This is a genomic window from Streptomyces sp. XM4193, from assembly GCF_023072595.1.
Classification (GTDB): domain Bacteria; phylum Actinomycetota; class Actinomycetes; order Streptomycetales; family Streptomycetaceae; genus Streptomyces.
This window is the reverse complement of record NZ_JALLGK010000004.1, coordinates 128909-143918: the sequence shown is the minus strand read 5'-3', so window position 1 is coordinate 143918 and position 15010 is coordinate 128909. Positions and strand designations below refer to the sequence as shown.

Below are 15010 nucleotides of genomic sequence, written 5' to 3'. Positions count from 1 at the left end.
CACCCGGGCCGCTGTGCGGACGGTGGTTCCCCGCAGATCGGATCGACCTCCGGGGAACCGCTCCGACGCATCAGCCGCTCAGCTCGGCGGCGGGCGGGGACGCGTCCGCGGAGCCGCCGCGGACGCCCTTCGTGCGCTTCTCCCCCTGCTCGCTCTGCTCGTCCACCGCGACCTGCATGAGCACCGGTTCCTGGCTGCGGCGCACCAGCGTGCCGCGGCCGGGCCGGGTGCGCCTGGCGCGTTGTTCGCCGATGAGCACGCCCTCCCGGTGGTCTCCGGAGAGCAGGAGCCCGTCGGTGCCGACCTCCTTGAGCTTGCTCATCACCGGGTCGGAGAGCAGCGCGCGGGCCGCACCGCCGACGCGTCGCGCCAGCACGAGGTGGAAGCCCAACTCCTCGGCCTGCGGCACGAACTGGGCCAGCGGCGCCAGCGGACCGCTGCCCATGCTGCCGCCGGCCAGGTCGTAGTCGTCGGCGACCACGTACAGCTCCGGGCCCTGCCACCAGTCGCGTGCGGCGAGTTGGGCCGCGGTGACGTCGGCCGGGGGCATCCGGCCGCGGAGGGTCTCGGCGAGCGCCTGCGCCTGGGCGGCGACGAGCTCGGCGTTGCCGCCGCGTGCGCCGAGGTACTCCTCGGGCACCGTGTCCAGCAGGCTGTGCCGGTAGTCGACCACCATGAAGCGCAGTTCGCGCGCGCTGCGCTGGGCGGCGAGACCGCGCATCCAGTTGCGCAGGAAGGTGGTCTTGCCCGCCCCCGAGTCGCCGAAGACGACGAAGTGCGAGGAACCGTCCGTCAGATCGAGGCCGACCGGACGCAGATCGGACTCGCGCAGTCCGACGGCCACCTCGCCGTCGCCGAGGCCGCGTCCGTGTCCCTCCCAGCGCTCCGCGGGGTCGGGGGCGCCGATGGCGGTCAGCTCCCGGACGGTGATGCGGTCCGGCAGTACGCGCAGTGCCGGCGCGGCGGCCTTCGGCCAGCTCTCCGCGAGCCGGGAGACCAGACGCCGTTCCGCGGCCGCGAGTTCGTCCGTGGAGTCCACCCCGTCCAGACGGGGCAGCGCGATCTGGTGGATCAGTCCGGCGGAGACCAGTCCGCGTCCCGGTACGCCCCGGCCCAGCGCCCTGGCGGTCGGCCGGCTGATCTCGGACTCGGTCGGGTCGTTGAGCCGCATCTCCATCCGGCCGGGGATGTTGTCCCGGAGGCTGACGCGGATCTCCGCCCAGCGGTTGGCGGTCAGCCACAGATGGACGCCGACGCCCAGGCCGCGGGCGGCGATCTCGGTCAGGGTGACCACGGCGTCCTCGTCGGCGGCGTGCAGGGCGGCCCAGTTGTCGACCACCAGCACGATGTCGGCGGACCGTACGCCCTCGGGCAGTTCGCCGGCCGCGCGGCGCTCGCGCAGCTCCACGGCGGACTGGATGCGCAGATCGTGGAACATCTGCTCGCGGGCGGTGACAAGTCGGCTCACCTCGGCGAGCGTGCGCCGGATGCGCTCCTCGTCCCGGCGGCCGGCCACTCCGGCCATGTGCGGGGCGTCGGCGAGCGCGTGCAGACCGCCACCGCCCATGTCGATGGCGTAGAACTGCAGCTCGTCCGGGGTGTGGGTGAGCATCGCGCTGAGCAACGCGGTCCGCAGGAACGTCGACTTGCCGCTCTGCGGCGCACCGACCAGGGCGAGGTGGCCCTGCCGTCCCTCCAGGTCCATGACGAGCGGACGCTGCTCCTGGCGCGCGGGTACGTCCAGTACGCCGACGGGGAACTTCAGCCGCCCCGCGTACGGCCACTGGGGACAGCGCAGTCCGAGCTCCGGGTCGGGCTCGGCGTCGCCGAGCAGCGGGTCGAGAGGCACGTGGGCGGGCAGCGGCGGCAGCCACACCTGGTGGCCGGGCGCGTCCTCGTTGACCAACCGGTCGACGGCGATCTGCAGTTCGGTGGCGCCGCCCTCGGGGTCCCACTCCCAGGCCGGGGTCTCCTCCTCGTCGGTCACGATCGGCGGCAGGTCCCCGTAGACCTCGTACGCCACCGGCAGGGCCGCTCCCGGTGAGGCATCGGCCTCGTGGTCGCGGTAGGGCGCGGAGACGTGCGCGACGCGGAAGCGCTCGTAGATCGACTCGTCGACCTTGAGGTACGCGGAGCCGGGCAGTGCGGGGAGCGTGTAGGCGTCGGAGGTGCCGATGACGGCACGGGACTCGGCGGCGCTGAAGGTGCGCAGACACATCCGGTAGGACAGGTGCGACTCCAGCCCGCGCAGCCGGCCCTCCTCCAACCGCTGCGTCGAGAGCAGCAGATGCATGCCCAGGGAGCGGCCGACCCGGCCGATCTGGACGAACAGGTCGATGAAGTCCGGCTGCTGGGAGAGGAGTTCGCCGAACTCGTCGACGATGATCAGCAGGTAGGGCAGCGGTTCCAGCGGTTTGCCGTCGACATCGGTGGCACCGGCGGCGTGACGCAGCTGGTACTCGCGCACCGAGTCGACGTTGCCGGCCCGGCGCAGCATCTGCTGGCGGCGCTGCTGCTCGCCCTGGAGCGCCTTGCGCATCCGGTCGACCAGGGCCATGTCGTCGGCGAGGTTGGTGATCAGGCCGGAGACGTGCGGCAGTTCGGTGACGCCCGCGAAGGTCGCGCCGCCCTTGAAGTCGACGAGCACGAAGGCCAGGTGCTCGGGCGCGTGCACCAGCGACAGACCGGTGACCAGGGTGCGCAGCAGTTCGCTCTTGCCGGAACCGGTGGCGCCCACGACCAGTCCGTGCGGCCCGATGCCGCCCTGTGCGGACTCCTTGAGGTCGATGTTCAGCGGCTCGCCGGTGCCGGTGACCCCGATGGGGACGCTGAGCAGCTTCCGGTCGTCCGGTGCGCGCCGACCGGCGGCGGGATCGAAGGCGGCGATGTCGGAGAAGCCGAGCATGCCGGAGAGCGAGACGTGCTCGGAGAGGACCTGCTCGCGCTCTCCGGACAGCCGCAGCGGCGCCAGCGAACGGGCGGTGGCCGCCAGGACCCCGGGCGCGACGGTGTCGGCGGCGGCCTTGTCCACGGTGGCGTACAGCTGGGAGGAGCGGCCCTCCAGGAGCAGCGCGCCGCGGGCGTCCGTGCGCGCGCGCACGTCCACCCGGCCGGGCTCCGAGCCCTCCTCCTCGACCAGGCAGACCACGTGGACGCCGAGTTCGGGTCCGGCCTCGGTGATGAGGTCGGCCAGCAGCGAGGAACGGGCCCACTGGGCCTTGGGGTCGTACTCGTCGAGGAAGATCACCAGGCGGCTGCGCGGGGCACTGTCGCGGTGCACGATCAGCCGGCTGGAACGCTCGGCGCGGGCGGCGGCGGCCTGGTCGTAGGCGGTCTGGAGGTGGTCCCTGATCCCGGCGAAGTCGTCGGCGAGCAGCGGGACGATCTCCTGCTCGCGACGTTCCTCGTCGCTCTCCGGCTGCTGGGTGTGCGGCAGCCACTTCGCCCAGTCCCAGGCCGAGTGGCCGCCGGAGACCACGGCGACCCGTACATCGTCGGGGGCGTGCAGCACGGCGAGTTGCACCAGCAGGTTCTGGGCCAGTTCACGGGTGCGCGCACGCGGGCCGAGCAGGCTCACCACGCCGGAGCCGCCGAGGTCCAGCCAGGCCGCCTGGCCCTCGACGGTGCTGTGGGTGCGGACCAGTTCGGCGGCGGCGTGCTCACAGGAGATGTCGATCTCGACCGTCGGGTCGCTGGGCTCGGAGGTGGTGAGGGTGTGGGAGAGCGGCGCCGTCCCGGTGCCCAGCCGCAGATGGAGGAAGTCGCTGTCGCCCGGGCGGCGTTCCCAGATGCGGCGTCGGCGCGAGGCGACGGCCCACAGCCGCTCGGGGTGCGGATGGCGCCAGGCGTCGGCGGTGCGCTGGGCGGCCTTGGTCCGCAGCGCCTGCTTGCGGATTCCGGCGAGGTACTCCATGTACCGCTCGCGCTGGCGGAACTGGTTGCGTCGGCGGCTGCCGCGCATCTGCATGCGCACGCCGATGGTGATACCGACGGACACCACGACGAAGGCGATGCCCAGCAGGATCATCCACGGTCGGCCGAAGGCCACCATGTACGCGGCCATGCTCACGCTGGAGAGCAGCGGAAGCAGGATCATCAGCCAGGTCGCCGCGCCCTGCGGCTGCGGACGCTGGGGCGCACCGGCGAGTTTGGTGCCGCCCTCCGGCGTCGGCGGGGGCGTCATGCGGACGGGGCGGTGGAAGGGTATTCGACTCACGGTGGCTGCCTAGCGGGACGGTCGGGGGTGCTGGGGCACGTGCTGCGGGGTGCTGCGGTGCGGAAGTGCTGCGGTGCGGAGGTGGTCGGCCGCGGTGGTGCGCGGCGGCGGGCCGGGTGAGCGGCCCACCGGGGACGTCACTTCGGGAAGGTCAGGGTGACGGCGGTGTTGTTGGTGTCCGTCTGGTTGTCGGGCTTCTCCGTCGGGTACTCCTCCTTCGATCCGCCGTCGCCGTCCTCCTCGGGCTGCAGGCCGTCGTGGAAGTCCGTGAAGATGGAGGTCACGCCCCTCTCGGCCTTGCTGAAGTTGGCGGCGGCCCGGTCGAGGCCGCCGGCGAGAGCGGAGAGGACGCCCTTGCCCGGCTCGTCCTCGGTGCCGAACAGGCGGGTCATGACGTGCATCCACTGCTTGTTGACCGCTTCGGCGTCCGTCGCCGCCTGGCCCTGCCAGGCCACCCGCAGCGCGCTCAGCTCGGTGTTGATGGTGGAGAGGCTGTCCGCGACCGTCTGCGAGAGGGTGTTGAGGCTCTTGGCGGTGGCGCTCATGCCGACGGGAGAGACGTTGATGGTGGAGGTGTTGTAGTCGGTCTCGCTGTCACTCATGCGGTGCCTCTCCTTCGGTCCCTGCCGGTCGCTGACAACGGTCTCCGCCGGTCTTGCCGGTCTCTTCGTTCGCTTCGTTCGCTGTGCTCGCCGAAGTGCCGGTCGACGGTGACCAGGGCGTCGGCCCGTCAACTGCCCGACGCCACCGGCACGCTGACAAATAGCCATACAAGTGATAAACCTGGCGCGGGTTCCTCGGGGCTGTCCGCCGGCAGCCCGCAGACCGGGCGCCGACGCCACCGAGCGCCGCCCGAGGAGCCGCGCGAGAGACCAGGGAGACGCCGTGACCGAGCCGATCGAGTCCAAGTACGACGAGACACCGCTGGACGAGCCCGAGGAGGGGGAGGGCGAGGAGGAGACGACCGAGGACAACGGCCGGGACCTGGCGTACATGGTCCCGGAGACCGAGGTCGCCTGGGACGAACTGCCGTCCTTCAACAAGGACCCCTCGGACCTCTCCGAGGACTCCGGCGACGGCGACCAGGACGAGAACAGCGACCCCTCGGCCGACTTCAAGATCAACCTCGAGACCCTGCGCACCGCCGAGACCTCGATGCTCGCCGAGGCCAACGGTGCCGTCACCAAGTACGAGGAGGTGCGCGCGCTGGTCGCCTCCGTCAAGGACACCGTCTTCGGGCAGGGCGCCACGTCCAAGGGCGCCGAGGGCAGCGGCCACACCAGCGGGCAGGCCGGCTACAACCCCTCGGTCGGCAAAAGGACCAAGAACCCCTTCGCCGAGGCCGGTGAGGCGTTCGGCGCCGAGATGAACCCGGCACAGGAGCGCGCCCTGCTCCAGGTCGCCAGCTCGCTGAACAAGCTGGGCGAGTACATAGCCCGGCTCAACCACTCCGGCCAGGTCTACGCGCAGGCCGACCGCCAGTCGAACTTCCCCGACCCGCCGCCCACCACCTGAGCCGGCGCACCGTGCCCCGCACCCCGTGCCGCGGACAGCCGCCGGCCCGGGGTGCGACGTCTGCCGGGGGTACGACGTCGGCCCGGGGCCTGCGAGGCGGGCGCGGGCCCAACGGGCCGCGCCACGGCGGGAGTTCGCCCGGGCGCGGTACGTCCCCCGCACCACGCCACCCGGCGCGGGCGCGCGGCCGACCGACCCCGGCACGGGGTGCGCGGCACGCGGCGCGGGGTGCGCGGCGGGCGTCGTCGGGCGGCTCGGGGGTGCGGGCGCTTCAGACACCCTGCGGGTTCCCGTCGCCGAGGTTGTCCAGGTTGGTGCTCTCCGCGTCCAGGTAGTTGCGGTGGCTGGTGTCCATCCGGTTGACGATGTCGTCCAGCAGGGACTCCAGTTCGTGCTCGACGGTGTGGAACCACTTCTTCACATCGTCGAAGCTGCCGTGGGCCGGGCTCGACCAGTCCTCGGCGATCTCGTTCATCTTGCTGTCGATCGACGCCATCGTCTCGGAGATCGACTTGGACTGCTTGCGCACCACCTCGGTCGCGGACTTCAGGTCCGCCAGGTGGGCACGCCATTCCTCGATCGACACTTCCTGCGCCATCAGCCCAACACCCGCCTCTCGTCCATGAGTTGTGCTCTGCCTGCCGCGTTCACGGAAAGCTCGGTGTGCTCCGGTGGCCGAGTGCGCGCCGGCGTCCCGCCCCGCTCCGGTGAACCAGAGGGCTCCGGACAGTCAGAGGGCTCCGCCGGGTTGTGCGTTCCCGACCCGCCGCCACGAGTACCGGGGCTCACCACAGCCCTCCCGGCGGCAGGTCGTCGGGCAGCAGGGTGGTGAGCACCGCCGCGTCCGCCTCGGCGAGGTCGAGCGCGGCGAGGTCCAGCTGGGACACCCGCTGCGCGTGCCGCTCGGTCATCCGCTGGAAGACCTGCCGCGCGCTGCGCCCGTTGCCGAACTGGTCGCCCCTGGGCACGGCCTCGAAGTGGTCGTTGAGCGCCGCGGCTGTCTCCGGCGCCAGCGTGTACTGGTGGTCGGCCGCCTGGTGCTCGACGATCCGCACCAGCTCGGGCGAGGTGTAGTCCTCGAAGTGCAGGGTTCGGGTGAAGCGCGAGGCGAGTCCGGCGTTGGACTCCAACAGCCGGTCCATGTCGCCGGGGTAGCCGGCCACGATGACCACCACCTCGTCCCGGTGGTCCTCCATCAGTTTGACCAGCGTCGAGACGGCCTCGGCGCCGAAGTCGGTCATCTGACCCTGCGGCACCAGGGAGTACGCCTCGTCGATGAAGAGCACGCCGCCGAGGGCGCGCCGGAAGACGGCGGCGGTGCGGGGCGCGGTGTGGCCGACGTACTCGCCGACCAGCTGGCCGCGGTCGGCCTCCACCAGGTGCCCGCGCTCCAACAGGCCGAGCGCGGCGAGGAATCCGCCGTAGAGACGGGCGACGGTGGTCTTGCCGGTGCCGGGGTTGCCCGCGAAGACCAGGTGCCGGGAGAGCGGCGGCGGTGCGAGTCCGGCGGTCTCGCGGACCTTGACCATCTGCATCAGGTTGGTCAGCGTCACCACGTCCCGCTTGACGCCGTCCAGGCCGACCAGGCGGTCGAGTTCACGGTGCAGCGCGGCGAGTCTGGCCTCCGCGCTCTCCTCCTCCTCGGAGTCCCGGTCGCCGGTGTCCGAGGAGTTCGCCTCCGTCCCGCCGTCGCCGCCGGTGCGTCCCGGTACGGCGACCACGGTGACGCCGTCGGCGGTCGAACCGCTCGCGGCGCCGGTCAGCCGGGGCTCGGCGACACCCTCCACCCGGCAGTCCTCGGCGCGGATCTCCGCCTCGTCGTCGCTCAGCAGATCGGACTCGGAGCCCTCGACGCTGCATCGGCGCAGCAGCAGTCTGGCGCGTGCGCCCGCGTAGACGGCCGGGAAACGGCTGCCGGTGAAGCGGCAGTCCTCGTACCGGCCTTCGCCGCCCTCCTCGACGAAGAGCGCGTTCTTCGCGGCGTCGGCGACCGTCAGCCCGCGCACCCGAGGACGCGCACCCGCGCGCACGACGACACCGCTGCCGCCCGCCCCGCGGATGGTTCCGCCCTCGACGACCGGGGTGCTGTCCTCCTCCATCAGCAGACCCGAGCCGCCGCCGGGAGCGATGGTCAGCTCCTCCAGCAGCGCTCCGGTGGCACGGCCGACCCGTACCCCGCTGTCGGTGCTGCCGGTGATCTCGCACTCGGCCAGCAGCGGACGGTGGTCGGTGCGCAGCCGTACGCCTTCCCGGCCGCCGCGCACCCGGCAGTCGCGCAGCACGGCGTCGCCGTCCTCCACGCAGACGCCGCTCAGCTCCGCGTCGGCCACCTCACAGCGTTCGGCCAGCAGCGCGGCCCGGCCGGTGACGCGCACACCGTGTTCGGCCGTGGCTCCGACGGTGCAGTCGCGCAGCCGGGTGCGGGCCGAGCCGCCGAGGTGGACGGCGGTGTAGGCGCTCTCCCGGACGGTGCAGTCGGTGAGCGAGACCTGTGAATCCCCCACCGCGTACAGGCCGTTGGCTCCGGTGCGGGCGAAGGTGCAGCCGGTCGCGGTGACGCGCGCGGTCTCGCTCACGACCAGCGCGGTGTCCTGACAGTCCACGGCCCGCACCGAGACGAGTTCGGCGATCGACTCCGCGGTGGCCAGCACCGCGGCGCCCTCGGTGTGGTGGATGTGGCAGCCGTCCAGCAGTACCGCGCTGGTCCCGTCCACCAGCGCGCCGGCGCCGGAGGTGCGCAGGATCTCGCAGTTGCGCAGCCGTACGCCCTGCTCGGCCCGGGCGGAGGCGGAGCCCGAACCGCCGGTTCTGGACGCGGCCGCGGTCTGCGGTGCGGCCTGTCCGGCCTGCGACGTCGCCTGCTCACGGGGCTCGTCGCCGCCGGGCAGACGTCCCGCCCGGCCGCGGGTCCACAGTCCGGGTCCGCCGGAGCCGTGCAGACGGCAGTCGCGGAGGTTGGCGGTGGCGTGGTCCTCCACCAGTACGGCGACGGTCCCGCTGGCCCGTATCTCGCAGCGGGCGAGGGTGGTGTGCGCACCGGCGGTGGCGCGCACGCCGCATCCGGTGGCGCCGTCGACCAGTCCTTCGGTCAGCTCGACCCGTGCCTCGTCCTCGACGAAGACGCCGTCGCCGGTGCAGTCCGAGACCGTCAGGTTCTCCAGTGCGGTGCGGCTGGTGCCGGTCAGGCGCACCGCGACGCCCTCGGTGCGGCGCACCGCGCAGTCGCGCAGCAGCGGCGCCGCACTGCCGGTCACCTCCAGTCGGCCTCCGGTGATCTCGCAGTCGTGCAGCGCCGGTTCACCGTCGCGCAGCAGCACCGCGGGTTCCCTGGGGGTTCCGGCGGAGAGGTGGAAACCGCGCAGCTCGACCCGGCCGCCGTGCACGGTGACGGCGGGGCCGCGGGAGGCGACCAGCCGCACCTCGCCCTTGGCGACCAGGGTGACGTCCTTGTCCAGCACCAGGCTCTCGGTGTAGGTGCCGGCCTGCACGGTGATGACGGCGCCGGGCGCGGCGGCCCTGACCGCCGCGCCCACTGTGCGGTGACCGCCCCAACTGCCGGGGGCGACCCGCTGTCCGACGGCCTTCACCGCTCGCGCTTTCCCACGTCCCGGCAGCGGCCCGGGCAGCGGGCGGCCGTCGGAACGCCGTGAGCCGCTGCCGCGGGTACGGCACGGCTCGCACCGCTCGCGCGGCTCATGGGCCCGGAGGCCGGCGGACGACCGTCGGTCACAGTCCGCCCCCGAGGTTGGCCAGCCAACCGAAGAGGCCGAACACCGCTGCGGTCAGCGGCAGACTCGCCACCGTGAGCAGGGTGGTGACGGCGCCGGGCCAGGTCGGGCGCTCCGGTTCGATCGGGCGCAGAGCCGCGTTGAAGGCCAGGAACAGCCCGCACACGACCAGCGCCGCGCCGCCCCCGAAGGCGGCCAGCGGCCCGAAGGCGGGCGAGTCGAAGAGGTACTCCGGCACACGTATCGCAAGCGCCAGCAAACCCACCACACCCGCGGCCAGTTGGGGCACGACGGCGGTCAGCACGCGTACGGTGCCGGCCTGCAGCAGCAGCCCGACGCTCACGACGGCGGCGAGCGCCAGCCCGGCCCCGCCGCGGGAGGAGGAGAGCACGACCAGCGACACCGCCAGGGCCGTACCGGTCACGACGCTCAGCAGGGTGAGCAGCCCGTTGCCCCGTCGTACGACGGCGGCGACGTCCTCGTTGTCGATCAGGGGCGCGCCGGTGTCCGGACCGGACGGCACGAGCACCGCGATCTGGCTGGTGACGCGCGGCAGTAGCGTGGCGAGCAGGAAAAGCACCATCGCGACCACGGCGGCGGAGCCGGTCATTCCCGCGCCCAACACGGTCAGCGGCAGGACGAACAGCGCCGCCAGCGCGGTGAGCGCCAGCAGAACCGCGGTGGACGGGGCGGGCAGCGCGACCAGCGCGAGCGTCGCACCCACCACGGCGGTGACCGCGACCAGTACCGGCGTGGCGGTCGGGCCCTGGATCGGCGCCCCGAGTCCGACACAGGCCATCAGCGGGCAGGCGGCCAGCGCGAGGATCTGGCGCACCGCGGGGGGCAGCGGCCAGTTCTTGCGCTGGGCGTACCAGGCCAGCAGCGGCACGGTCAGCGCGGCGAGCGCGAACAGCACCGCGGCGAGCGCCGCGAGACGGTGCGCGCCGAGCCACGCCGCGGAGACGACCATGACGAACAGTCCGGCGCCCAGTACGCACTGGGCGCGGCGCCGACCGTCCCACAGCGTCTTGTCGTCGCGGGCGTCGGCGACCTGGTCGTCCAGGTCGGTGACGGTCAACTCGCCGAGTTCACCGGCCCGGTGGTCGTGCAGATAGAGGGTGGCACCGTCGAGGATGCCCGCCTCGGCGAGGGATTCGCCTGGCGCCAGCGGCTCCGCCCCCGGTTCGGCCAGCGACCACACGGGCGGGTTGGCCTCGGGTTCGGTCTGGCCGCACATCGTGGCGAGCCTGGGTGCGTACTCGGCGATCGGGGCTCGCGCCGGAAGCGCGAGGTCCACACGTCTGCGTTCGCCGACCACGGTGACCCGGCAGCGTTCATCGGGCACGGGTTTTCCTTGTTGTCCGGCGGCGGTGGCCGCTGCGGGTCAGCTGCGCCAGGTGGAGATGTTGGACCACTCGGCTTCGCTGTAGTTGTTCCAGTTGACGTTCATGGCGTGGGCGATGCGTCCGAGCACGCCGTCGGGGCCGAAGAGGCCGTTGGCGGCGATGTCCCAGTTGTTCTGCATGTCCTGGTAGTACGTGGCGGCCTCGCTCTCCCGCCATGCCTCCGCGAGGGGCGCCAGCTTGGACTTGAGCGCCTGGAGTTCGCCGGAGATCTCGCCGGCCCGGGTGTTCAGCGTGGTGCCCGCCGCCGCGAGCCCCTCACCGACGTAGATCTGCGTGCCCTCGATGTTGGCCATGACTAGCTCCTCGAAGTCGCCCCGATCCGCGGACCGAGGGGCGGGTGGCTCGGTGTGGGATCAGTTGAAGTTGGTGGACGGCGGCTTCGGCACGTCCGCACCCAGCGCGGTGAGGTTGCCGAGGTTGCGCTCCTCGGACTCCTTGTAGTTCACGTAGGTGCCCTGGAGACCCTTGGAGATGCCCTCCAGCGCGTCGTGGAGCATCCGCGCGTAGATGTCGTACTCCTGCATGAGGGTCTGGAACTGGCCATGGGCCATGCCCTGCCAGCTCGCCCCCAGGCTGGTCACGTAGGTCTTCAACTCGGCCAGCTGACCTGAGATCTCGGTCGCGGTCGCTGACGTGCTGGTGACGGCGTTGGCCAGGTACTCCGGAGTGACCCGGTACGTGACACCGCCGACGTTCACGGAAGGCTGGTCAGCCATAAGTGGAATCCGCCCCTCTCGCCTGGTTCGGGGTGCAGTCAAGCACCGTCGTGGATCAGGCCGGAACGCCGCGAACCCCACTGAGCAGAGGCTGAGCACGTTCTGAGCGCAACTCATGACGAAAAGCCCGTACCCGCGAGCACTCCCGGCACCGCGGCAGCGGCGGACGGCAGGCGCGGGGCCGTGAACCGCCGTACCCGCCGGCGCCGTTCGCCCCAGGTCGGGCCCGGGACGCGGCCCGGCGGCAGGCGTCCCCGCACCCCCGCGGGAAGGTGCCGGGCGACCGGGTTGGGCAGCTCGTCAACACGCTGGCAGGGGGCGTCACTTAATGTCACTATGGCACTCGATGTAGCGCGGCGGACGAGGAGCGACGGATGGCCGGTGCGGCGTCGCCCGGACGCGGGCGGGGTGGCATGAGCGAACAACGGCGCCACCGGCTGCGTCTGGAGATCTCCCGCGAGGCCGCGCGCCTGTTCTGGGCGCACGGCGTGGACGGCACCAGCGGCGATCAGATCGCCGACGCGGTCGGGCTCTCCACCCGGACCATCTGGCGCCACTTCCGCAGCAAGGAGAGCTGCGCCGAACCGATAGTGACACAGAGCGTGGCGTGGGAGATGACCACACTGCGCGAATGGCCGCCCCACCTCTCGCTCGAGGAGCACTTCGAGGAGCGTTCGCGCCGGTTCGCCAGCGAGGCCGACCCCCTGGAGACGGCCGACATCGGCCTGGGCGTGCGCATGATCCGCCTCGGCGACACCGAACCCGCCATCCGTACGGCCTGGTTGATGGCGTGCGACCAGTTGGAGCGCGAGATGGCGGAGATCGTCGCGACCCGGCTGGGGCTGGCCGTCGGCGATCTGGAGGTGCGTCTGCACGCGGCGGCGGCCTCGGCCTCGCTGCGGGTGATCAACGAGTACATCGGCGCCGCCCTGCTCGACGGCGTCGACCCCCGGGAGTTCGCCGACAGTCCGGCACGCATCGCGCGGGCGGTCCGCCGGGCGACCGCGGGCGCGGTCGGCGACCCCGTCGTACCGAGTGCTGGTGCTGGTGCTGGTCCTGGTGCTGGTGGTCCCCGCCCCGGTCCCGGCTCCGCAGGGCCGAACGGCGACGGAGTCGGCTGAGCTTCTTGAACGGCGGGTGGAGCCCGCCGGCATCCCCGGTGCGCTGATCGGCGGCGTCAACGCCGTTGCGTGGACGGCGGGTTCAGGCGGAACGAGCCGGGGACGCCGGTGCCGCACCGGGACGCCGGGCCCGGGAGCCGCGCAGCGGACGAGAGGCTCGGCGAGGTGGCCCACTCGCTGGGGCCGCACCGTCGCTGGGGCCGCGCCGTCGCTGGGGCCGCACCGGGAGCGGACGGACACGATGGGCGTCCGGACACGGTGTGCGTCCGGACCGGCCGGCGGGTGCCCGCGCCGCCCGTACGGAGGTGTGCGCGCCGGGGCACGCACCGTTCCGTACGGGCGGCTCGCCCGCGAGGGCCGCGGCTCAGCGGGAGATGTCCCCGGAGCCCAGGAGGTCCAGCTCCTCGCGGCGCGGCAGCCCGCGCCACTCCCCCTCGGAGCTGACCGAGAAGGCCCCGCACACCGCGCCCCGGCGCAACCGGCCCGGCACGTCCTCGCCGTCCAACAGCGCGGAGAGATAGCCGGCCACGAACGCATCGCCCGCGCCGACCGGGTCGACGGAGGTCACCGGCAGCGCGGGCTGCCGGTGCTCACCCTCCGCCGACAGCGCGAAAGCGCCGTCCGGGCCGAGCTTGACGACCGCCTCGACGGGTCCGAGCGCCCGAAGCGCCCGCGCGGCGCACGCCGGACCGTCCCCCGCCGCGCCCCGCTCCGGACCCGAGGCCGGGGGTCCGGGCACGGGCGCCGGGGCGACCAGCGCGGCCTCTTCAAGGCCTGCGAAGACCACGTCCGTCTCGGCCAGCAGCTCGGTGAAGACCTCGGCGGCACGGTCCTTCGACCACAGCAGCGAGCGGTAGTTGAGATCGAACGAGACCAGGGTGCCGGAGGCCCGGGCGGTGCGCGCCGCGAGCCGTACCGCCTCCAGCGCGCTCGCGCTGAGCGCGGGGGTGATACCGGTCAGATGCAGCACCCGTGCGCCGGCGACGAGCCGCGGTTCCACATCGTCCGGGCCGAGCCGCGAACCGGCCAGCCCCTTGCGGTAATAACTGATCCGCACCCGGTCGGCCGTACGGCTCTCGCGCAGCATCAGCCCTGTCGGCCGGTCCGGGTCGAGCCGTGCGGCGGAGACGTCCACGCCCTCTCCGCGCAGCGTGTCAAGCAGCACGGTGCCGACCGCGTCCGAACCGACTCGTCCCACCCACGCCGCACGGTGGCCGAGCCTGGTCAACCCGATCGCGACGGTGGCCTCGGCGCCGGCGAGCCCGAGCCGCAGGGTGCTGCCCTCGCGCAGCGGGCCGGTCTCCCGGGCCCCGAGGAGGCCCATCACCTCGCCGATCGTGACCAGTTCGGGCCGTCCGGCGTTCATCCGAGAGCTCCCAGCAGCCGCTCGGCCCGCTCCCGCAGGAGGTCGAGGCCGCCGCCCTCGCAGGCGTCGCCGAGGAGCGGCGTACCGAGTCCCACCGCGACCGCGCCGGCGCGCAGATAGCCGGCCGCCTCCTCGATCCCCACTCCCCCGGTCGGCACCAACGGCACCTGCGGCAGCGGCGCCCGTACCGCGCTCAGATGGGACGGTCCGCCGCTGCCCGCGGGGAAGAGCTTGACCATGCTCGCGCCCAGCCGCCAGGCGGTCAGGACCTCGGTGGGGGTGAACGCCCCCGGCAGCACGGCCACTTCGAGCCTGCGCGCCTCGGCGACGACCTCGGGCACCACCGCCGGTGAGACGACGTAGCGTGCCCCGGCCTCCACCGACAGCGCGACCTCCGCCGCGGTCGTCACGGAGCCGACGCCCAGACGGAGGGTGTCCGGGGCGTCCGCCGCCATCTCGCGCAGGGCGTCCAGCGCACCGGGCGTGGTGAGCGTCAACTCGACGACTCCCACACCGCTTTCGTGCAGGGCGCGGGTCACCTCGGCGAAACGCGAGGCGGTCGAGGAGCGAAGGATGGCGATCGCGGGTGCCGCGGACAGCGCCGCCCGCAGCTGACCGTCATGACGCGGTGGGTCCTCCCCGCTCGTCGGCGGCACCGCGCCGGCGGGAGACAGCGGCCCGGGGTGCCCCGGCCTTTCGTTCGGGTTGGACGCTGTCGGGCTCGCGGCACCCGGAGGGGTCCGGTCCTGGTCTGGGCGCATCTGCTCCATCCACTCTCTGGCCGCAGCGCCCTGGGGCGTGCGCGGCTGTCCGCCGCACGACCGCGCGGCTTCGGGGGCCGGCGACTGTGCCGGCCGTACGTTCGGCGCCCGCCGCACTCGGACGCGGGGCGACTGTCGGCCCCGGGGCAATGGTGCCCGGCCGGCGGCGCCCTGCGCCAAT

At 73.1% G+C, this 15010-nt stretch carries 11 protein-coding genes; 2 read left to right on the top strand and 9 right to left on the bottom strand.

Features of this window, described 5'->3' with window-relative positions:
• Positions 1 to 70: 70 nt before the first annotated feature.
• Positions 71 to 4216: a type VII secretion protein EccCa gene (eccCa, locus tag MTQ01_RS13730; RefSeq protein ID WP_247490183.1), complete on the bottom strand. Its 4146-nt coding sequence runs from the start codon at positions 4214 to 4216 to the stop codon at positions 71 to 73.
• Between the two features lie 137 nt (positions 4217 to 4353).
• Positions 4354 to 4818: a WXG100 family type VII secretion target gene (locus tag MTQ01_RS13725; protein WP_247490181.1), complete on the bottom strand. Its 465-nt coding sequence runs from the start codon at positions 4816 to 4818 to the stop codon at positions 4354 to 4356.
• A gap of 283 nt (positions 4819 to 5101) precedes the next feature.
• Here MTQ01_RS13725 and MTQ01_RS13720 point away from each other — a divergent pair, with 283 nt between their 5' ends.
• Positions 5102 to 5731, top strand: coding sequence for a hypothetical protein (locus MTQ01_RS13720; protein ID WP_247490179.1), 630 nt, complete (start codon positions 5102 to 5104; stop codon positions 5729 to 5731).
• A gap of 271 nt (positions 5732 to 6002) precedes the next feature.
• On the opposite strand, the gene MTQ01_RS13715 is transcribed toward MTQ01_RS13720, so the two are convergent.
• The 5 genes from MTQ01_RS13715 to MTQ01_RS13695 form a co-directional block, all read right to left on the bottom strand.
• A complete protein-coding gene (locus MTQ01_RS13715; protein ID WP_247490178.1) occupies positions 6003 to 6329 on the bottom strand; it encodes a WXG100 family type VII secretion target in 327 nt (108 codons plus the stop codon).
• 187 nt (positions 6330 to 6516) lie between these two features.
• Positions 6517 to 9318 (bottom strand): right-handed parallel beta-helix repeat-containing protein, encoded by a 2802-nt coding sequence (locus tag MTQ01_RS13710; protein WP_247490176.1) that lies wholly within the window; start codon positions 9316 to 9318, stop codon positions 6517 to 6519.
• Positions 9319 to 9457: 139 nt separating this feature from the next.
• Positions 9458 to 10804, bottom strand: a complete 1347-nt coding sequence (gene eccD / locus MTQ01_RS13705) for a type VII secretion integral membrane protein EccD (RefSeq protein ID WP_247490173.1) — start codon at positions 10802 to 10804, stop codon at positions 9458 to 9460.
• Between the two features lie 39 nt (positions 10805 to 10843).
• Positions 10844 to 11158, bottom strand: coding sequence for a WXG100 family type VII secretion target (locus tag MTQ01_RS13700; protein WP_247490171.1), 315 nt, complete (start codon positions 11156 to 11158; stop codon positions 10844 to 10846).
• Between the two features lie 60 nt (positions 11159 to 11218).
• Positions 11219 to 11581, bottom strand: coding sequence for a WXG100 family type VII secretion target (locus MTQ01_RS13695; protein ID WP_247490169.1), 363 nt, complete (start codon positions 11579 to 11581; stop codon positions 11219 to 11221).
• 413 nt (positions 11582 to 11994) lie between these two features.
• Between MTQ01_RS13695 and MTQ01_RS13690 the strand changes: the two genes are divergently transcribed.
• Positions 11995 to 12702, top strand: coding sequence for a TetR/AcrR family transcriptional regulator (locus MTQ01_RS13690; protein ID WP_247490167.1), 708 nt, complete (start codon positions 11995 to 11997; stop codon positions 12700 to 12702).
• Positions 12703 to 13066: 364 nt separating this feature from the next.
• On the opposite strand, the gene MTQ01_RS13685 is transcribed toward MTQ01_RS13690, so the two are convergent.
• Both MTQ01_RS13685 and MTQ01_RS13680 read right to left on the bottom strand, forming a co-directional pair.
• On the bottom strand, positions 13067 to 14068 hold the full coding sequence (locus tag MTQ01_RS13685) for a sugar kinase (RefSeq protein ID WP_247490165.1): 1002 nt from the start codon (positions 14066 to 14068) through the stop codon (positions 13067 to 13069).
• Positions 14065 to 14724 carry a bifunctional 4-hydroxy-2-oxoglutarate aldolase/2-dehydro-3-deoxy-phosphogluconate aldolase gene (locus MTQ01_RS13680; RefSeq protein WP_247490163.1) on the bottom strand — a complete coding sequence of 220 codons (660 nt, stop codon included), beginning with the start codon at positions 14722 to 14724 and terminating at the stop codon, positions 14065 to 14067. The genes MTQ01_RS13685 and MTQ01_RS13680 overlap by 4 nt, the downstream gene beginning before the upstream one ends.
• Positions 14725 to 15010: the final 286 nt, after the last annotated feature.